This is a genomic window from Pseudidiomarina woesei (assembly GCF_001418345.1).
Taxonomy (GTDB): domain Bacteria; phylum Pseudomonadota; class Gammaproteobacteria; order Enterobacterales; family Alteromonadaceae; genus Pseudidiomarina; species Pseudidiomarina woesei.
In genome coordinates, this window is sequence record NZ_LIPW01000001.1 from 488,688 (window position 1) to 506,818 (window position 18,131).

Annotated in this window: 18 protein-coding genes; 8 read left to right on the forward strand and 10 right to left on the reverse strand. The window is 49.6% G+C overall.

The genetic code is table 11. The annotated features are described in order from the left end of the window. Positions 1-3: 3 nt before the first annotated feature. The 3 genes from ASC40_RS02470 to yoaA form a co-directional block, all read right to left on the reverse strand. Positions 4-585 (reverse strand): Slp family lipoprotein, encoded by a 582-nt coding sequence (locus ASC40_RS02470; protein WP_055438185.1) that lies wholly within the window; start codon positions 583-585, stop codon positions 4-6. A gap of 131 nt (positions 586-716) precedes the next feature. Then, complete coding sequence (gene tsaB / locus ASC40_RS02475; RefSeq protein ID WP_055438186.1) at positions 717-1,412, reverse strand: tRNA (adenosine(37)-N6)-threonylcarbamoyltransferase complex dimerization subunit type 1 TsaB; 696 nt, start codon at positions 1,410-1,412, stop codon at positions 717-719. Continuing rightward, the gene (yoaA, locus tag ASC40_RS02480; protein ID WP_055438187.1) at positions 1,409-3,346 is read right to left on the reverse strand and encodes a DNA repair helicase YoaA; all 1,938 of its coding nucleotides are present in this window, start codon (positions 3,344-3,346) and stop codon (positions 1,409-1,411) included. Before yoaA ends, tsaB begins: the two co-directional genes overlap by 4 nt. Before the next feature lie 467 nt (positions 3,347-3,813). Here yoaA and hisG point away from each other — a divergent pair, with 467 nt between their 5' ends. From hisG to hisIE, 8 genes are read left to right on the forward strand one after another with little or no spacing between them, the layout of a single operon-like run. Continuing rightward, on the forward strand, positions 3,814-4,722 hold the full coding sequence (hisG, locus tag ASC40_RS02485; RefSeq protein WP_055438188.1) for an ATP phosphoribosyltransferase: 909 nt from the start codon (positions 3,814-3,816) through the stop codon (positions 4,720-4,722). A gap of 9 nt (positions 4,723-4,731) precedes the next feature. Then, positions 4,732-6,024 (forward strand): histidinol dehydrogenase, encoded by a 1,293-nt coding sequence (hisD, locus tag ASC40_RS02490; RefSeq protein WP_055438518.1) that lies wholly within the window; start codon positions 4,732-4,734, stop codon positions 6,022-6,024. Continuing rightward, positions 6,021-7,094 (forward strand): histidinol-phosphate transaminase, encoded by a 1,074-nt coding sequence (hisC, locus tag ASC40_RS02495; protein WP_055438189.1) that lies wholly within the window; start codon positions 6,021-6,023, stop codon positions 7,092-7,094. The genes hisD and hisC overlap by 4 nt, the downstream gene beginning before the upstream one ends. Next, positions 7,091-8,176, forward strand: coding sequence for a bifunctional histidinol-phosphatase/imidazoleglycerol-phosphate dehydratase HisB (hisB, locus tag ASC40_RS02500; protein WP_055438190.1), 1,086 nt, complete (start codon positions 7,091-7,093; stop codon positions 8,174-8,176). Before hisC ends, hisB begins: the two co-directional genes overlap by 4 nt. Next, positions 8,173-8,796: an imidazole glycerol phosphate synthase subunit HisH gene (hisH, locus tag ASC40_RS02505; RefSeq protein WP_055438191.1), complete on the forward strand. Its 624-nt coding sequence runs from the start codon at positions 8,173-8,175 to the stop codon at positions 8,794-8,796. The genes hisB and hisH overlap by 4 nt, the downstream gene beginning before the upstream one ends. Then, positions 8,777-9,514: a 1-(5-phosphoribosyl)-5-[(5-phosphoribosylamino)methylideneamino]imidazole-4-carboxamide isomerase gene (gene hisA, locus ASC40_RS02510; RefSeq protein WP_055438192.1), complete on the forward strand. Its 738-nt coding sequence runs from the start codon at positions 8,777-8,779 to the stop codon at positions 9,512-9,514. Before hisH ends, hisA begins: the two co-directional genes overlap by 20 nt. Then, positions 9,496-10,272, forward strand: coding sequence for an imidazole glycerol phosphate synthase subunit HisF (gene hisF / locus ASC40_RS02515; RefSeq protein ID WP_055438193.1), 777 nt, complete (start codon positions 9,496-9,498; stop codon positions 10,270-10,272). Before hisA ends, hisF begins: the two co-directional genes overlap by 19 nt. 27 nt (positions 10,273-10,299) lie before the next feature. Further along, complete coding sequence (gene hisIE, locus ASC40_RS02520; protein ID WP_055438194.1) at positions 10,300-10,917, forward strand: bifunctional phosphoribosyl-AMP cyclohydrolase/phosphoribosyl-ATP diphosphatase HisIE; 618 nt, start codon at positions 10,300-10,302, stop codon at positions 10,915-10,917. On the opposite strand, the gene ASC40_RS02525 is transcribed toward hisIE, so the two are convergent. The 7 genes from ASC40_RS02525 to recR all read right to left on the reverse strand — a co-directional run bounded on the left by ASC40_RS02525 (position 10,871) and on the right by recR (position 18,125). Then, the gene (locus ASC40_RS02525) at positions 10,871-12,250 is read right to left on the reverse strand and encodes an MATE family efflux transporter (RefSeq protein ID WP_055438195.1); all 1,380 of its coding nucleotides are present in this window, start codon (positions 12,248-12,250) and stop codon (positions 10,871-10,873) included. The genes hisIE and ASC40_RS02525 overlap by 47 nt on opposite strands. 5 nt (positions 12,251-12,255) lie before the next feature. After that, positions 12,256-13,449, reverse strand: coding sequence for an aminotransferase class V-fold PLP-dependent enzyme (locus tag ASC40_RS02530; protein ID WP_055438196.1), 1,194 nt, complete (start codon positions 13,447-13,449; stop codon positions 12,256-12,258). Positions 13,450-13,451: 2 nt separating this feature from the next. After that, positions 13,452-14,249, reverse strand: a complete 798-nt coding sequence (locus tag ASC40_RS02535) for an alpha/beta fold hydrolase (protein ID WP_055438197.1) — start codon at positions 14,247-14,249, stop codon at positions 13,452-13,454. Then, a complete protein-coding gene (locus ASC40_RS02540; RefSeq protein WP_055438198.1) occupies positions 14,246-14,650 on the reverse strand; it encodes an MAPEG family protein in 405 nt (134 codons plus the stop codon). The genes ASC40_RS02535 and ASC40_RS02540 overlap by 4 nt, the downstream gene beginning before the upstream one ends. A 103-nt stretch (positions 14,651-14,753) precedes the next feature. Continuing rightward, positions 14,754-15,398 carry an adenylate kinase gene (gene adk / locus ASC40_RS02545; protein ID WP_055438199.1) on the reverse strand — a complete coding sequence of 215 codons (645 nt, stop codon included), beginning with the start codon at positions 15,396-15,398 and terminating at the stop codon, positions 14,754-14,756. Between the two features lie 126 nt (positions 15,399-15,524). Continuing rightward, positions 15,525-17,405: a molecular chaperone HtpG gene (gene htpG, locus ASC40_RS02550; RefSeq protein ID WP_055438200.1), complete on the reverse strand. Its 1,881-nt coding sequence runs from the start codon at positions 17,403-17,405 to the stop codon at positions 15,525-15,527. A 111-nt stretch (positions 17,406-17,516) separates the two neighbouring features. After that, the gene (gene recR, locus ASC40_RS02555; protein ID WP_055438201.1) at positions 17,517-18,125 is read right to left on the reverse strand and encodes a recombination mediator RecR; all 609 of its coding nucleotides are present in this window, start codon (positions 18,123-18,125) and stop codon (positions 17,517-17,519) included. Positions 18,126-18,131 lie beyond the last annotated feature (6 nt).

The window sequence follows — 18,131 nt, forward strand, 5'->3', positions numbered from 1 at the left end:
TTTTTAGTTATCGCCTTGTTTCGGCTGATCTTTCATTACCGGGCCGGGAATATACACAGGCCTTGGGTAAAATGGCCGAGTGTAATAATAATGGCGATACCATAAAGCATCATAGTTCACTTCCATTTGCGCTTTTTCTTTGCGCTCAGGCCATAGGTACTTGGCTGAAACATTTAGCAATGGAAATAAATAGTTATATTCGCCAATGGTTCCCTTTTCTACGCCAGCCACGGTGCCGGTAAAGGTCACTTCGCTACCTTGGGTGTATACCATGGGGTCAACAAAGCCATTTAAAGTGGCACGAAATCTGCCAGAACTTTGCTCGCCAGGTACTGGGCGCCCCCACGAATTTAGTGGAAAATTAACCACCTCAATAACGGTACCTGCATCTGAGTTTCTTACTTCAGCGATAACACCGCCCCAACGTGCCATTTCACCGTTGTTGGCGTTCGGTGCTTCAAGTACCGTCTCGTAGGCAACTAGAGCGTCTTCATTAGCCACTTGCAATCTATCGGGCACTGCTGAACACGCCGCTAAAGAAAGCGCCGCGACAACAATTGCTGAGTGTTTTATCCATGCTTTCATAACCACTACCTCTTAAGACCACTACCACGAAGGTCATGTTGAAAATATAGACTTTAGATCGCCAACTTACCTAGTAAGTTCCCACCGAACAACCATAAATCGTGATGAACGCCCTCACTTTCTGCCCGAACTTAGCGCCCGGGAAGTTTCTTCCAAGCAACTTCATTGCGCACGTACAACGGCTCTAATTTTTCTGCTGCAACAGGCTCGCCATGAGCCAATGCCCACTCCAACATGTCTTCGGCCAGCGGTAAGGTAACATTATCAAGCACATCAACAGTGTTGTTTGGATTAAGCGCATCGCCATAAGCTTGCCAACCTGTACCGGCACCAACAACAGCCCCCGTTAACGCAGGCCACCATGGCTGCTGAGTAATATCTTCAAGCGGCGCCATGTGCGGCTCGCCAAGTGCTTGTGCAAAACCATTATGGTTAGTAAATGGCGCGACATATATTTCCCGCATGCGGGCATCAATGGCGCTCACCACGGTTTCGGCATTGTGCAAACGAATTGCTTGTTGCGCTAGCGCCGCCAAAGTACTCACGGCAATCACAGGAATGTCATGGCTAAACGCTAACCCTTGTGCCACCGAAACGCCAATACGCACCCCAGTAAAGCTACCTGGGCCATGCCCGACTACCAGAGCGTCAATATCAGTTAAGCTAATTTGTTGCTCGGCAAGCACTTCTTGTACGAAACCTAAAATGCGTTGTGAATGTTCGCGCGGCGTTATGGCAGCACGCGTAACTGTACGCTCACCAACTTTCAAGGCGACCGAGCATTGCTCAGTTGACGTATCAATGGCTAAAACAGCCGCTAATTTCACTCTGTAGGCTCCTGTGTACGTTCTAAACTATCAAGAAATTCAAGGGCAACGTCTAAACTGCGTGTGCGTCGCATGGCCGGTAAACTGGTAAGAAAAATACCACCATAAGGCTTAGTAACTAAGCGTTGATCGCACACAATTAATACGCCGCGATCGTCGGCATCACGTATAAGCCGGCCTGCCCCTTGCTTTAATGCAATAACCGCTTGTGGCAATTGTACCTGAGCAAAAGGGTCGATGCCACGTAGTCGGCAGTCTTCCACGCGCGCCTGTAATAACGGATCATCAGGGCTGGCAAACGGTAGTTTATCAATAATAACGCAGCGCAATGCGTCACCTCGCACGTCTACCCCTTCCCAAAACGAAGAGGTGCCTAACAAAATGCCGTTGCCAGCAGCAATAAACTGGTCAAGCAAATCACGTTTGCTGGTACTGCCCTGCACCAATAACGGGCGATCGGTGCGAGTCACCAATAACTTGGCGATCATCTGCAGCATGCGGTGGCTTGTAAACAACACAAAGGTACCGCCGGTTTCATTGTGCTCTAGCACTTCACACACCACTTCAAGCAGCGCTGAGGGCATTTCACGCTCGTGCGGTTGCGGCAAATAACGAGGCAAACACAACAATGCTTGCTCGTTAAAATTAAATGGGCTGGGCAGACACAAGCTTTCAGCCTGCTCTATACCTAACTGCTCAGTAAAATGACTAAAGTCTTCTCCCACCGCTAACGTAGCCGAGGTAAACACCCAAGCCATGTCGCTGCGCTGTAAATAGCCGCCGAATTTATCGGCAACGCTCAGCGGCGTTTGGTGTAGCGTGACTTGGCGTACAGTGGTTTCAAACCAAAAGCTGAAACCAGTGCGGCTAACATCTTGAAGCTGTTGCCATTTGTGCAAAAATTGCACGCACCGCTCATAGGCATTGTCCAGATCTTGATGGCGCCCGAGCGCGCTTTTACACACCTCGCGCAGAAACTCTAAATGTTCCGCCACCACGTTGGCCGCCAACTGCACAGCTGGCTGTTTGGAGAAATCACGCCAGTTGCCGCGCATTGGGTCGGTGGGAAATACTAGGCGCCAATCTTTTAGGCTGCCCAGCAACTTGTCTGCGGCCTTATCAAGTTGGCGCAAGTCTTTCAACTCAGTCAGGTATAACACCTTAAGTTCATGCGCCAGCTCTTGCAGCTGACGACTTGAAACTGCTTCGCCAAAATATTGGCTAGCTATATCGGGCAGTTGGTGCGCTTCGTCAAAAATCACCGCATCGGCTTGCGGCACCAGCTCACCAAAGCCAACATCTTTCAATGCCATGTCGGCAAAAAACAAATGATGATTTACCACCACCAAATCGGCATCCATCGCTTTTTTGCGCGCCTTCACCAAATAACACGCATCGTAGTCTGGGCAATCACGGCCCAAACAATTATCGACGGTACTTGTCACTTGCGGCAAAATAGCAGCATCTTCTTGCAAAATATTCAGTGCGCCTACATCGCCATCATCGGTTCGCTGCGCCCATTTTCTCACTTCGACTAACTGACTTTGCTGCTCTTTGCTTAACTCACCACTATGCGCCACCGCCTGATTCATACGATGAAGACACAAATAATTGGCCCGCCCTTTTAACAAGGCGACCATTTTCCGCGGCGCCAACGCGTCGCGTAGGGCCGGTAAGTCCCGATGAAATAACTGCTCTTGTAAAGCTTTGGTACCGGTCGAAACAATGGCCTTACCACCACTTAACAGCACTGGCACTAAGTACGCGAAGGTCTTCCCCGTACCGGTTTCAGCCTCAACCACCAGCTGTGACTTTTGCGCCAGCGCGCGCTCTACCGCTTCGGCCATGGTGGTTTGCGACGGCCGCGCACGGAAGCCAGTCAGTGTGCGCGCCAGCACGCCATCGGCTTGAAATTGTGAGGTGACTTTTGACATGAATGCTGTTTGCTCTAAATGATTCACGAACTTTATCATATTGAAGGGCGAGAGCGATATTAGCTATTGGATATTAAAAGCGAGAGCGATATTAGATATTAGATATTGGATATTAAAAGCAAAGGCTATTTTGGATGCACAGACAAAGTTATACAAGTTGCATACAGGAATATCGTAAGCAATATAAAATAACACTTGAAAGAAGACCTCAAATCTATACAATTCTTATCAACATTTAACGCATAAGCCGATATCAGCGCACCAATATCTAATATCTAACAGCTAATATCGCTCTTGCATTTAGGAGAATTCATGTACACAGCTTGGCATCACCATCATCACAATCGAACACGTTAGCCCAGTGTGTACTGAAGGCTAACCAATTGTTTTGGGGCTGCCTTCACTAAAAATTCATTGAACCCCGCAAGGCGCTCCCTTCGCGGGGTTTTTTATTAAGGGAAAAAATTATGGTTGTTGATAAGAATTCACAGCGTTTAACTATCGCCATTCAAAAATCAGGGCGTTTAAGCAAAGAGTCTATTAGCTTGCTACAAGCTTGTGGTTTTAAGTTTAGCTTGCACGAAGCGCGGTTATTGGCGCACAGCTCTAATCAGCCGGTCGACTTATTGCGTGTGCGTGATGATGATATTCCGGGCTTGGTGATGGATGGCGTGGTTGACTTAGGCTTGGTGGGCGAAAATGTTCTTGAAGAAGTGCGCCTAGAACGCCAAGCGTTAAATCTGGCGTGCAGCGTACAACGTCTTCGTGCTCTTGACTTTGGCCAATGTCGCTTGTCAATTGCCGTGCCTAAAGAAGAAGGTTACCGCGGTGTGCAAGACTTAGAAGGTAAACGCATAGCCACCACCTACCCGTATTTATTGCAAAACTACTTAAAACAACAAGGTGTCAGCGCGAGCAATGCCATTTTAACCGGCAGTGTTGAAGTAGCGCCGCGGGCTGGCCTTGCAGACGCAGTTTGTGATCTGGTATCTACCGGCGCCACGTTAGAGGCAAATGGTTTGGTAGAAAAAGAAGTGATATTCCGCTCGCAAGCGCAGCTGATTCAGCGTCCTGAGCCGTTAAGTGCAGCAAAGCAAGCCATTATTGACCAATTACTGCCGCGTATTGATGGTGTGCAAATGGCTCGTGAAAGCAAATACATCATGCTGCACGCGCCAGTGAGTCAACTTGAGCAAGTGGTTGAACTGCTGCCAGGCGCTGAACGCCCAACTATACTTCCGCTCAGCCACACTGAGGAGCTTGTCGCAGTGCACGTTGTCAGTACCGAAAAGTTATTTTGGGAAACCATGGAGCAGTTAAAAGCGATTGGTTGTAGTTCAATTCTGGTGATGCCAATTGAAAAAATGATGGGGTAAACCGTGCGTATTAAGCAATGGAATTTATTAAGCTCGATTGAGCAACAGCAGTTGCTTGCACGCCCTGCCCAAGCGCAGTCAGCGAGCTTACAGCAACAAGTTGCGGCCATTATTGACGCCGTTGCCCAAAATGGTGATGCGGCAGTGCTGCAATACACTCAACAGTTCGATTGCGAATCGCTGCGGAAGTTACGTTATAGCGCCGAGGAAATCGCCGAACAGGCAGCCAAACTTGAACCTAGTGTTCGTGCGGCCATTGATAAAGCCTATAGCACCATTGCAGCGTTTCACCAGGCCCAAACACCGAAGGACATTACTGTAGAAACGGCGCCCGGGGTGGTGTGTACGCAACGCTTTGCCCCTTTAGATGCGGTTGGGTTGTACATTCCAGGCGGCACTGCGGTGTTACCGTCAACCGCGCTGATGTTAGGTGTGCCCGCTCAAATAGCCAATAACCCGCGCCGCGTGCTAGTTAGCCCGCCGGACCAAAAGGGCGAGCTAAGCCCAGCGCTGATGTATGTTGCACAAAAGTGTGGCATTACCGAAGTGTATCGTTGCGGTGGAGCGCAAGCTATTGCGGCGCTTGCGCTTGGCACCGAGTCTATTGCACCGGTTGCGAAAATTTATGGTCCAGGCAATAGCTATGTCACAGCCGCGAAACAACAAGTTGCGCAGTTGCCAGGGGGCCCAGCTATCGATATGCCCGCAGGCCCATCGGAGTTACTCGTGATTGCTGATGACAGCGCTAACCCAAGCTTTGTTGCAGCCGACTTGCTTTCGCAAGCCGAGCACGGGGTTGATTCGCAGGTTATTTTATTGAGCCCAAGTGCCAAACTGCTTAAGGCAACAGCCGAAGCGATTGAGCAGCAACTGGCTATTTTGCCGCGCGCCGCAACCGCTCGCCAAGCCTTGGCGTCTAGTGCGCTGATTCAAACCCGTGACTTAGCCGAAGCCTTTGCCATTAGTCAACGTTATGCGCCAGAACACTTGTCGTTGCAGTTTGATAAAGCCGACGAAGCGGTTGATCAAGTGAACCTTGCCGGCTCGGTATTTATTGGCCACTTTACGCCAGAGTCTGGCGGTGATTACGCCACGGGCACCAATCACGTGCTGCCAACCTATGGCTTTGCGCGCAATTACAGCAGCTTAGGTTTGCTCGATTTTTATCGTCGCTTCACCACGCAACAGGCCAGCAAAGCCGGCTTGAGCGAGCTTGCCGACGCCATTATTACCTTGGCCGAAACTGAAGGCCTTCGCGCCCACGCGCGCGCCGTGAGTATTCGCTTGGAGGAAGGTTCATGAGCATTGCTGAACAATTACAGCGCCAGCACCTAGCCGCGTTAACGCCCTATGCTTCGGCGCGCCGCAGTATGAGTGGTGATGGAATTTGGCTGAATGCCAATGAAGCGCCTTATACGCCAAGTGTTGATGCCCAAGGCGATATGTTGAATCGTTACCCAAGCTTTCAAAGCGACCGTTTAAATGGCGCTTATGCAGCTTATGCCGGTGTGGCCATAGAGCAAGTACTCAGCTGTCGCGGTAGCGACGAAGCCATTGACCTCTTAATTCGTAGCTTCTGTGAACCTGGCCGCGATGGCATTATGATCACCACCCCAACTTACGGTATGTACGCAATAAGTGCACAAACCCAAGGTGCAAAAGTTATCGATGTGCCGCTAGTTGCTGATGGCGACGGTGATTTGCAACTAAACACCAAAGCTATGCTAGCGGCACTAGATGGCGTGAAATTAGTATTTATTTGCCAACCGTCCAACCCGCTCGGTAATCGCGTTGATCGCAAGGCGTTGCAAGCATTTATTGAGGCTGTCGGCTCGCGAGCTTTAGTCATTGTGGATGAAGCCTACATAGAATTCGTCGACGACAGTACCCAAGCCAGCGCCGCGCAATGGCTGAACGATTATCCACAATTGGTGGTCTTACGCACACTATCCAAAGCATTTGGCTTAGCGGCGATTCGTTGCGGTTTTGCGCTGGCGAATACAGATATCATTGAGGTGTTGCGCAAGGTCATTGCACCCTACCCAATGCCTCAACCCAGCTTACAAGCGGCAACGGCGGCACTAAGCACGACAAATATTGCGCGCATGCAGGCTTTGGTTGCCGAAACCAAAGCGCTGCGTGATGATTTTATCCAATGGGTAAGCCGCAGGCCATGGGCGCTCAAAGTGTGGCCAAGTGTCACCAACTTTGTCCTGATTAGTGTGCCCGATGCGACCCAACTGGTCAGCAACTGCGCTGCCAACGGCGTGCTTATTCGTAATCAGTCAGCCCAGCGTGGGTTAAATAACACGGTTCGTGTCAGCATTGGTAGCGCAACCGAAATGCAGAAGTTAATGGAGGTATTGCCATGAGTACAGCCACGGCACAGAAAATTTTGTTTATAGACCGCGATGGCACACTTGTGGAAGAGCCGCCAATTGACAAGCAACTCGACAGCATTAGCAAGTTAGTGTTTGAACCCGACGTTATTCCTACCTTGTTGGCGCTGCAAAACCAAGGTTATCGCTTGGTGATGGTGTCGAACCAAGACGGCTTGGGCACCGACAGCTTCCCGCAAGCAGACTTTGACGCGCCTCACAACCTAATGATGGCCGTATTTAACTCACAAGGCATTCGCTTTGATGACGTATTGATTTGCCCACACTTTGATGCCGATAACTGTACTTGCCGCAAACCTAAGCTCGGCTTAGTCCGTGATTACTTGGTGCAAGGCAAAGTCGACTTCGCCAATTCCTATGTGATTGGTGATCGTAAAACCGACATGCAGTTGGCCGAAAACATGGGCATTCGCGGCCTGCGTTACGACCGCGCCAACTTAACTTGGCAGCAAATTGCGCACCTGTTACTAAAACAGCCGCGTCAAGCGCAAGTGCGCCGCACCACCCGTGAAACCGATATCGAGATTAAAGTTGATCTAGACGCAACCGCACCAATCAGTATGAATACCGGTATTGGCTTTTTCGACCACATGCTGGAGCAAATTGCGACCCATGCCGGCATTTCACTGCAAATTAATGTCAGCGGCGACTTGCACATTGATGAACACCACACGGTAGAAGACACAGCCTTGGCACTTGGCCAAGCGCTGCGCCAAGCGCTTGGCGAAAAACGTGGCATTGGCCGCTTTGGCTTTGCGCTACCTATGGACGAATGCCGTGCTGAGTGCTTAATTGACTTGTCAGGACGGCCGTATTTGCAGTTTTCGGCACCCTTTAGTCGCGACAAAGTTGGCGAGCTTTCTACCGAAATGGTTGGACACTTTTTCCGCTCACTCAGCGACGCGTTGGCCGTGTCGCTGCACGTGAGTACCACCGAAGGCAATGCACACCACCAAGTGGAGAGCTTGTTCAAAGTATTTGGCCGAGCGCTGCGCCAAGCCGTAGCTCGTTCGGGGGACAATGCCCTACCGTCAAGTAAGGGAATGCTGGCATGACCGTAAACAGCAACTTAGTGATTGTAGATACCGCCTGCGCAAACTTAAGCTCGGTGCGCTTTGCGTTTGAACGCCTCGGCGTAATGCCTGAAGTAACCGCAAACGCCGAGCGCATTCGCAGTGCTGACAAAGTTATTTTACCCGGCGTGGGTACCGCACAAGCGGCTATGCGCAACCTGCAGCAGCTTGAATTAGTTGAGGTACTCAAGCAGCTTGAACAACCCGTATTGGGTATTTGCTTAGGAATGCAGTTGCTCACCAACTGGTCAGCCGAGGGCAATGTCGATTGCTTGGGTGTTATTCCAGCGCGTACGCTACGCATGCAAGCGCAAGAATTACCCTTGCCGCATATGGGTTGGAATACCGTGGAAGCTCGTGATAGCAACCCGTTGTTGGCCAATATTTCGCCCCAGCAAGCTTGGTTTTATTTTGTGCATAGCTACGCGGTTGCCCCCGATAACGCAACCATTGCCACCTGCGACTACGGGCAAACTTTTGCCGCAATGATTCGCCACAACAATTTCTTTGGTGCGCAATTTCACCCGGAACGCTCAGGCGCAGCCGGTGCACAACTGTTAAAAAATTTCTTGGAGTTAACCGATGTTAATACCCGCGCTTGATTTAATTAATGGCGAAGTGGTTCGCCTGCAGCAAGGCGACTTTACGCGGCAAACAACCTTTGCCAGCAATCCGCTGCCCATTGTTGCTGACTACCAACAAGCCGGCGCACAATGGCTGCATTTGGTTGATCTAGATGGTGCGCGTGACCCTGCCAAACGCCAACTAAAACTACTTAAAGATATTACCTCAGCCACTACCATGAACGTGCAAGTTGGTGGAGGTATTCGCAGCCAAGCCGACCTTGAAGGGCTATTTAACGCTGGCGTTCAACGAGTCGTGGTTGGCTCGGTTGCAGTGCGTGAGCCGCGTTTGGTACAACAATGGCTTGAAACTTATGGCCCCGACGCTATTGTTTTGGCTCTTGACGTCAACATTGACGCCAACGGTGTTGCCTATGTTGCAACGCATGGCTGGCAAGAAACCTCTGAGCTTACGCTTAACCAAGTTATTGACGCGTACTTACCTTATGGCTTGCGTCACGTACTGTGCACAGACATTAGTCGTGATGGCATGCTTAGCGGCTGCAATATTGCGTTATATCGGCAGTTGAAAACCGACTACCCGCAAATACAAGTACAGGCTTCCGGGGGCGTGGCAGGTTTAACAGACCTTGAGCTACTGCAAGCCATTGGTTGTGATGCAGCTATTTTGGGTAAAGCCCTACTTATCGGACAATTTACCCTTGAGGAGGCACTCGAATGCTGGCCAAACGCATAATTCCATGCTTAGACGTGCGCAATGGTGAAGTGGTTAAAGGGGTACAGTTTCGCAACCACGAAGTTATTGGCGCTATTGAACCACTAGCCGAGCAATATGCGCAGGCCGGCGCTGATGAGCTGGTGTTTTATGACATTACCGCGTCGGCCGACGCGCGTGTAGTCGATAAATCATGGGTTGAGCGCATTGCACGGGTTATCGATATTCCGTTTACCGTGGCTGGGGGAATTAGCTCGATAACCCAAGCGCAGGAAATATTAGCCATGGGCGCCGACAAAATATCGATCAATTCGCCTGCCCTGCGCAATCCAGAGCTTATCAACACTCTGGTCGAAGAATTTGGACAGCAGTGTATCGTCATCGGTATTGATAGCTTCTACAATAGCGAAACCAATACCTACGATGTATACCAATTTACTGGTGACGAAAGCCGTACCCAAAAAACCACATGGCAAACCCGTGATTGGCTGCGCGAAGTGGTGGCACGAGGCGCCGGCGAAATTGTATTAAACTGTATGAACCAAGACGGAGTACGCAAAGGATACGACATTGAGCAGCTCTGCGCTCTGCGCAACGACTGTCCGGTGCCGTTAATTGCTTCTGGTGGTGCGGGTAGCATTGAGCATTTTCACGATGTATTTACCTTGGCCAAGGTTGATGGTGCACTAGCGGCATCGGTGTTTCACAAGGGTATCATTGCAATACCAACGCTTAAACAATCATTAATTGACGCAGGTATCGCCGTTCGCCCGGCGTGACACCCCAGTGTGACATAAGGACTCATCATGCGTATTACTGCAAACCAAATTGATCAGCTTGATTTCGCCAAAACCGATGGCATGTTACCCGCTATTGTACAACACGCGTATAGCGGCGAAATTCTTATGCAAGGGTTTATGAATGACGAAGCCTTAGCACAGACGTTTAACAGCAACAACGTGACGTTTTTTAGTCGCAGCAAACAACGACTTTGGTGCAAAGGCGAAAGCTCTGGTCATACTCTTGAACTCATTAGCGTGCACACAGACTGCGATCGTGACAGCCTGCTGGTACTTGCCCTACCCAATGGCCCAACGTGCCACCTCGGCACGCGTAGCTGCTTTACTGACGATCAAGCCGTGCCCATGTTGCAAAAGCTCAATGACATTATTGAATCACGCAAAGGGGCGCCGGTAGACTCCAGCTATACCGCAAGCTTATTTGCTCAAGGCATTAAACGTGCAGCGCAAAAGGTTGGCGAAGAAGGTGTAGAAGTGGCCCTCGCCGCCGTAGCCGGCGACGACAACGAGCTACTTAACGAAAGTGCCGACTTGCTCTACCACTTGTTGGTGGTGCTAGCAGCACGCGACTGTTCACTTAACGATGTGCTAGCTGTGCTTGCTCAGCGTCATAACGGCGGCTAACGACGCGCAAGCGCCAAGTGAGCAACACCGCCGCCACGCTCAAGCCCGAGATAAAACCAATCCACATGCCGGCGGCACCAATCGCCGGCACTATCCAGTCGGTTAGTGACAGCAAAATACCTAAGGTTAAACCAAACGGCCAGTACGACAAGAACGTAATAAACATAACCACCTTGGTGTCTTTGTAACCGCGCAAGGTACCAATAGCAATGGCTTGAAAGGTATCGGAAATAGTAAAAATGGCAGCGAGGCCCATCAAGGTTGCAGCTAACTGAATAACAGCTTGGTCTTCGGTATAAATGCCCGCCAACCAGGCGCCCGCTAAATACATAATCAAGCCGTTAATTGCCGCAAACGTTGTACCGTATAAAGTTGCAAGCTTATGGCTTAACATCGCATTCGCTGGGTTGCCCGCCCCAAGCGCAAAACCAACACGCAATGTAACTGCCATCGATAAACTTAACGGAACCATGTAAACCAGCGACGAAATATTTAATGCAATTTGATGGCTAGCAACTACCGTAGCCCCCAGTGGTGCAATAACTAAAGCGGCTGCAGCGAACAAGCTCACCTCAAAAAACATTGACGTGGCAATAGGAAAACCAATACGTACGATATACCAAATGTCGTCCCAGTTGGGTGCATGAAACTGACCAAACACACGCATTTTCTTAAAGCGCTTGGCAACAATAGAATAGACCAGCATACCTAGTGCCATAACCCACAATACAATTGCGGTGGCCAAGCCACAGCCTGCCCCACCTAGAGCTGGCATTCCAAACTCGCCATAGATAAAAATGTAGTTCACAGGTATGTTAACAATTAACCCTAAAATACCAATCACCAACGACGGAACGGTATGTGATAGCCCTTCACAGAAGTTACGCAGTACCATGTAGAGCACTAAAGCAGGTATACCAAAGCTAATATAAAACAAATAATCGAGGGTAATTTGGCGAAACTCGGCTTCTACCGTCATAGCATTCAAGATGAGCGGCGCACATAGTATGACCGCAAAGCACAATAATCCTGCTGCTAACGCGGCATATAAGCCTTGTTGCACCATATTACTAATTTTGTGGTGCTTACCGGCGCCATCAAAATGCGAAATAATCGGTGCGAGTGCAAGTGCCAAACCCATAATAATTAGCGTTGAAGGCACCCAAATACTGCCCCCCACCGAAACTGCAGCCAAATCAGTGGCACTAACTCGCCCTGCCATTAGCGTATCGACAACGCTCATAAGCATTTGCGTAAGTTGCGCGATTAATATCGGCCCGGTAAGCCGCGCTAGCTTCACCGATTCGGTCCACCAATGATTGGCTTGTTGCACGTCTGCTACTCCAAGGCTGAAAAAATATCCCAGCCAGCATCCAATGTAGAAAAGAAACGAGAAATATCTGCGGCGCTATTATACGCGCCAAATGACACTCTGACGACCGCCGGTAGCTGCCATTGTTGCAATAATAGTTGTGCACAGTGATGCCCAGCGCGCACCGCAATGTCATGTTGATCAAGCCAGATTGCAATATCAAACGCCTGCCACTCTAGGCTATAAAAAGCCACGGTCGGCGTGGTGTGCTCACCCGCCGGCAACAGAGTTAGCCACGGCCGCTGCGACAATTGCTCTACAAATTGCGCGCGTAATTGAGCCAAGTGTTGGTGTGGTTGCTGCTTGGTTAGCCAATCAATGGCAGTTGCACCGGCTACTGCTGCAGCCGTATTTGGGCTACCGGCTTCAAATTTATGAATGCTCGGTACCCACTGAGCGCGGCGCGGCGAAACTTCCTGAACAATACCGCCACCCACTAGAAATGGTTGCATTCGTGGCCATAATTCAGGGTGCAAATACAATGGCGCGCAGCCAGTCACACCATAAACTTTGTGCATACTAAACACCAATGCATCGCAGTGTAACTCATTCACATTGATAGGCACGTGCGCTGCGGCTTGGGCCGCATCAACAACGGTTATCGCTCCTTGCGCCTTGGCAGCTGCTAACAAGGGTTGAATATCAAACACTGCTCCAGTGACGTTGCTTGCCGCAGTTATGCTGACGACCTTGGTACGTGCATTAAGTAATGTGCGCCAGTCGCCAAGTTTGCCGCTGTGCTGATCAATTGAAATAAACTGCAAATGCAAATTGTAACGCTTAGCTAAACGTTGCCAGGGTAAAATATTGGCATGATGCTCCGCATAGCTTAATAGCACTTCGTCGCCAGGTTGCCAGTCAATTGGCAACTGCTCGGCAAGACCATTGAGCGCCGCTGTGGTTGAGCTGATTAACGCGATATTTTCAGCATCAGCACCCACATACTCAGCAAATACATTGCGCGCGTTTTCTAACGCGGCGGTTGCTGCGCGCCCTAAACGATGGCTCGCGCGGTGAACGTTAGCGTGCTGGTGACGGTAATAATGACTATACGCCTCTAGCACAGGCGTTGGCACCTGGCAGGTGGCTGCGCTATCAAGGTACATAAGCTCTGACTGTGGCGTCAGAAATTCGAAGTCATGATCACGAGGTTTCGCCATAATTAACTCACCAACTGGTGCTCTAAAAACTCAACAATTGCTTGGTTAACGTCATTGGCATGGGTAATTGGCCCCATATGGCCTGCCTGAATAGTTTGGGTTTGCACATCCGGCAGCACTTGTAATAAATGATGCGCCACACAGCGCGCGCTTTCTTGGGTGTACTGCCCTTGCAGTAACAACACTGGCACCTGCACATGGCGATAGTCAGCTAGCTTATGTGGCTCGCCCATTAACGCGGCAAAGTCCATGGTTACCTTTTTTGCCTGTAAGGTCATACCTTGGCGCATACGCTCGGGTAAAGCGTCAAAAAATCCCGGTTTATTCCAGTAATCTACAAACCCACGCGTGGCGGCCGTTTGGTCAGTCTGATACATTTGCGCCGCTATGGTTTCAATTTCTTGTCGAGCCGGTTCATTCGCCGTTAACACATGAAACGCTACCGGTTCATAAACAACAAGTTGGCGCACAGCGACTGGTTGCTCCAGAGCTAGTTTAAGCGCTAAGGCACCGCCGTACGAATGCCCAATTAAAGTAATTGGCTGCTGCCAGCCAGCGGCTTTAATCGCCTCTAAAATACGTGGCAACTCATCTGCGAAACGAAAGGCCTCGGGTTCAATATCTTGCACCGCAGGTGCCTTTCCATAGCCGAGCAAATCAATTGCTAATATATCGTAGTCAGCTTGCAGCTGCTGAATAAGCGCGCGCCATTGCCCACTGTTGCTTTGCGAACTGTGCAGCAGCAACATGGGCGCTTTACCTGCCGTTCCAAAACGATGCACGCCGGGCATTGCCATCATAGTACGCCACCAATAAAGGCGCCGATTAAGTAGCCTGCTTGCATAAGTAACACGCTAAAGGTTCCTAGAACGCCGACTGTGCGTGCCCACGAAGGACCAACACTCATGGTCAAACCTAAAGCATGGCAAATACGCGCTACAAACAAAACACCGCCCAAAACGTATAGCAGTGTACTTGCGGCACCGTGCCATTCCATGAGTACCAAGAGCACTAATGACAACGGAACATATTCAGCAAAGTTACCGTGAATTCGAACGGCTACCTTCAGGTCTTGCGAGTCACCGGTGCCAATACCTACACGGTCACGCCAGCGTAGGCGAATAATATTCACCGAAAGCGCAAAATACAAAAGCGTTAGTAAGCCAGCAAACAACATGGTAATCGGTAAGTTTAAATCCATGGTGCGAATCCTTTTTTTTCGTTATTCGTTATAAGTTATTCGTTAGTTGCATACAAAAAAACCCACGCAAGGTGGGTTTTTGAATTTGGTTTGCGCGTGTTGATTATTTCAGTAAGCGACCAAGCTGCTCACTTATGGCATCAACATCGCCGGTTCCATCAATATTGTGGAACTTCACCTGACCTTGCTCGGCTAGTTTACGATAATATGCCACTAAAGGCTCGGTTTGTTCGTGATAAATTGCCAAACGCTTGCGTACGGTTTGTTCTTTGTCGTCGTCACGAATCACCAAGTCATCGCCGGTTTCATCGTCTTTACCTTCCACTTTAGGTGGGTTGTAAGTGACATGATAAACACGACCAGAACCAGGGTGAACACGACGCCCAGCCATGCGCTCGACAATCACTTCATCCGGCACGTCAAATTCAAGTACCACGTCGACATCAATACCGGCAGCATGCATGCCGTCAGCTTGCGGAATCGTTCGCGGAAAACCATCAAGCAAAAAGCCATTTTGGCAATCAGGTTGTGCCACGCGCTCTTTAACCAAGCCAATCATGATATCGTCTGATACCAATTTACCAGCATCCATGACCGCTTTCGCTTGCTTACCTAAGTCGGTACCTTCTTTAATTGCAGCTCGAAGCATGTCGCCCGTTGAGATTTGTGGAATCCCAAAGGTTTTCATCAAGAACTGCGCTTGCGTACCTTTCCCTGCGCCCGGAGCGCCCAACAGGATAATGCGCATGAACAACCTCTTTTTACTTAATGTGTTTAATGCGGATGAGTTAAAGCCGAACTTTACCTTGCGCAAACAGGCTTTACAAGTCCGAGCATTGCCGACTTTGGTCGGACAATGCTCTTTTCGCTTATTTTAGGTTAAATCGAGCATTAATTTGTTCAAACGTGCGACAAATTTAGCCGGATCTTTCAAGCTACCACGCTCAGCTAACGTGGCTTGATCAAGCAACACGTTCGCCCACTCGCTAAAGCGCTTGTCGTCGTCCATGGCCACAATGCGTTGCACCAAGGTATGCTCTGGGTTCACCTCAAAAATATACTTGGTCTCGGGCACTTTCTGACCAGCAGCTTCCATGAGCTTGGCCATTTGCGTACTCATGTCGTTCTCGTCCGTAACAATACATGCTGGCGAGTCGGTCAAACGGTGCGTCACACGCACTGATTTCACCTTGTCACCCAAGGCTTCTTCAAAGCGTTTTAACGGCTTCTTGAAAGCTTTTTCGGCTTTTTCGTGCTCTTTTTTGGTCTCGGCATCATCTAACTCGCCAAGATCTAAGTCACCACGCGTTACCGACTGGAACGGCTTCTCTTTGTACTCGGTTAAATGGCTCATCAACCATTCGTCAATGCGCTCAGACAGCAACAATACTTCAATGCCCTTTTTGCGGAAGATTTCTAACGCAGGGTTATCACGAGCAGCTTCATAGCTGTCGGCAACAATGTAGTAGATCTTGTCTTGCTTCTTCGGCATGCGCTCAATGTAGGCATCCAAGCTCACCTTCGCTTCGCTGGTGTCTTCATAGGTTGAAGCAAAGCGTAACAAACCAGCAATGGTTTCTTGGTTAGCGTGGTCTTCCGCTGGGCCTTCTTTTAATACGGCACCAAAAGTATTCCAAAACTCTTGGTATTTCTCAGCATCGTCTTTCGCTAACTTGCTAAGCATGCTTAAGATTTTCTTGGTGCTACCATTGCGCATTGAACGCGTGATCTTGTTGTCTTGCAGAATTTCGCGCGACACGTTTAATGGTAAATCAGCCGAATCCATCAAGCCGCGCACAAAACGCAAGTACGTTGGCATAAGTTGCGTGGCGTCATCCATAATAAATACGCGTTTAACGTACAGTTTAATGCCATGCTGATTGTCACGGTTCCATAAATCCCACGGCGCGCGTTTTGGAACATAAAGCAAGCTAGTGTACTCCGAGGTACCTTCAACTTTATTGTGGCTCCATAGCAAAGGCTCATCAAAGTCATGGGCTACGGTTTTGTAGAACTCTTTGTATTCGTCGTCAGAAATTTCAGACTTTTCACGTGTCCACAACGCCTGACCAGAGTTAACCGCTTCCCAGCCATCTTGCTTATTGTCGTCATCACGCTTTGGCATTTGTACCGGAATACTTAAATGGTCTGAGTATTTGGTAATAATGCTCTTTAACCGCCACTCGTCTAAATATTCGGCAGCATCTTCACGTAGCTTAAGCACGATGTCGGTACCGCGTTTGGCTTTTTCGATGTCTTTAAGCTCGTACTCGCCTTCACCGCGAGAGAACCATTCAACGGCTTCGCTAGCGCCCGCAGCGCGAGTGCGTACAGTAACCGTTTCGGCCACAATAAATGCCGAGTAAAAACCAACACCAAACTGGCCAATTAAGCGGCTATCTTTGGCTTGGTCGCCAGACAGTTGGCTAAAGAAATCGGCGGTGCCCGACTTGGCAATGGTGCCTAAGTTGGTCATGACTTCGTCACGCGTCATACCAATACCGTTGTCGCTAATGGTAATGGTACCGGCGTCTTTGTCGGCACTAACACGAACATAAAGCTCGGCGTCATCGGCCAATAAGCTGCTGTCACTTAACGCTTTAAAACGTAGCTTGTCGGCAGCATCCGATGCGTTCGATACTAGCTCGCGCAGAAAGATTTCTTTATTGGAATAAAGTGAATGAATCATCAAATGAAGCAATTGCTTCACTTCGGTTTGAAAACCATGGGTTTCTGCTTGACGGGTCTCCGCCATAGTGATTTCTCCTACACTATTGTGGTTATGACTCAGTAAGTGAATCTTGGTCTAGAAGAAAGATGGGGATGGCGCTTGGCTTTTCAAGCGCCTTTTGTGCAATTTCTGTGATTAGTTATGGTCAATAACCTTACGCCCACTAAAGGCATGCCCTAAGGTCGCTTGATCAACGTATTCCAACTCACCGCCTACTGGCACGCCATGCGCAATACGCGAGGTGCGAATGTGACGGCTACGGGCCAAATCAGCAATAAAATGCGCCGTTGCCTCGCCTTCCACCGTCGGGTTGGTTGCCAAGATAATTTCTTCGATATTTTCTTGGCTTAAGCGCTTGGCTAGCACATCAAGGCCGATATCTTCAGGGCCAATGCCGTCTAATGGCGATAAATGACCCATTAATACAAAATAGCAGCCTTGGTATTGGCCGGTTTGCTCAATGGCAAGCACGTCTGCCGGTGTTTCGACAATACACAGCAAGCCACTTTGACGACGCTTATCGCTGGAACAAATGGCACAAATTTCGTCTTCAGTTAAGGTACGGCACTGGCTACAGTGCCCTACTTTCTCAACGGCTTCTTGCAGCGCCCGCGCCAATCGTAAAGCGCCATCGCGCTGTCGCTCTAACAGCTGAAACGTCATACGTTGGGCACTCTTTGGCCCAACCCCTGGCAACAGGCGCAGCGCTTCCACCAATTCTTGTATTGCTGGGCTAAGTCGCATGGTCAG

Bases quoted from the DNA above. Each gene is read 5' to 3' on its own strand.
- ASC40_RS02470 (WP_055438185.1), bottom strand. From the start codon at position 585: ATGAAAGCATGGATAAAACACTCAGCAATTGTTGTCGCGGCGCTTTCT.
- yoaA (WP_055438187.1), bottom strand. From the start codon at position 3,346: ATGTCAAAAGTCACCTCACAATTTCAAGCCGATGGCGTGCTGGCGCGC.
- hisG (WP_055438188.1), top strand. From the start codon at position 3,814: ATGGTTGTTGATAAGAATTCACAGCGTTTAACTATCGCCATTCAAAAA.
- hisC (WP_055438189.1), top strand. From the start codon at position 6,021: ATGAGCATTGCTGAACAATTACAGCGCCAGCACCTAGCCGCGTTAACG.
- hisB (WP_055438190.1), top strand. From the start codon at position 7,091: ATGAGTACAGCCACGGCACAGAAAATTTTGTTTATAGACCGCGATGGC.
- hisH (WP_055438191.1), top strand. From the start codon at position 8,173: ATGACCGTAAACAGCAACTTAGTGATTGTAGATACCGCCTGCGCAAAC.
- hisA (WP_055438192.1), top strand. From the start codon at position 8,777: ATGTTAATACCCGCGCTTGATTTAATTAATGGCGAAGTGGTTCGCCTG.
- hisF (WP_055438193.1), top strand. From the start codon at position 9,496: ATGCTGGCCAAACGCATAATTCCATGCTTAGACGTGCGCAATGGTGAA.
- hisIE (WP_055438194.1), top strand. From the start codon at position 10,300: ATGCGTATTACTGCAAACCAAATTGATCAGCTTGATTTCGCCAAAACC.
- ASC40_RS02530 (WP_055438196.1), bottom strand. From the start codon at position 13,449: ATGGCGAAACCTCGTGATCATGACTTCGAATTTCTGACGCCACAGTCA.
- ASC40_RS02535 (WP_055438197.1), bottom strand. From the start codon at position 14,249: ATGATGGCAATGCCCGGCGTGCATCGTTTTGGAACGGCAGGTAAAGCG.
- ASC40_RS02540 (WP_055438198.1), bottom strand. From the start codon at position 14,650: ATGGATTTAAACTTACCGATTACCATGTTGTTTGCTGGCTTACTAACG.
- adk (WP_055438199.1), bottom strand. From the start codon at position 15,398: ATGCGCATTATCCTGTTGGGCGCTCCGGGCGCAGGGAAAGGTACGCAA.
- htpG (WP_055438200.1), bottom strand. From the start codon at position 17,405: ATGGCGGAGACCCGTCAAGCAGAAACCCATGGTTTTCAAACCGAAGTG.
- recR (WP_055438201.1), bottom strand. From the start codon at position 18,125: ATGCGACTTAGCCCAGCAATACAAGAATTGGTGGAAGCGCTGCGCCTG.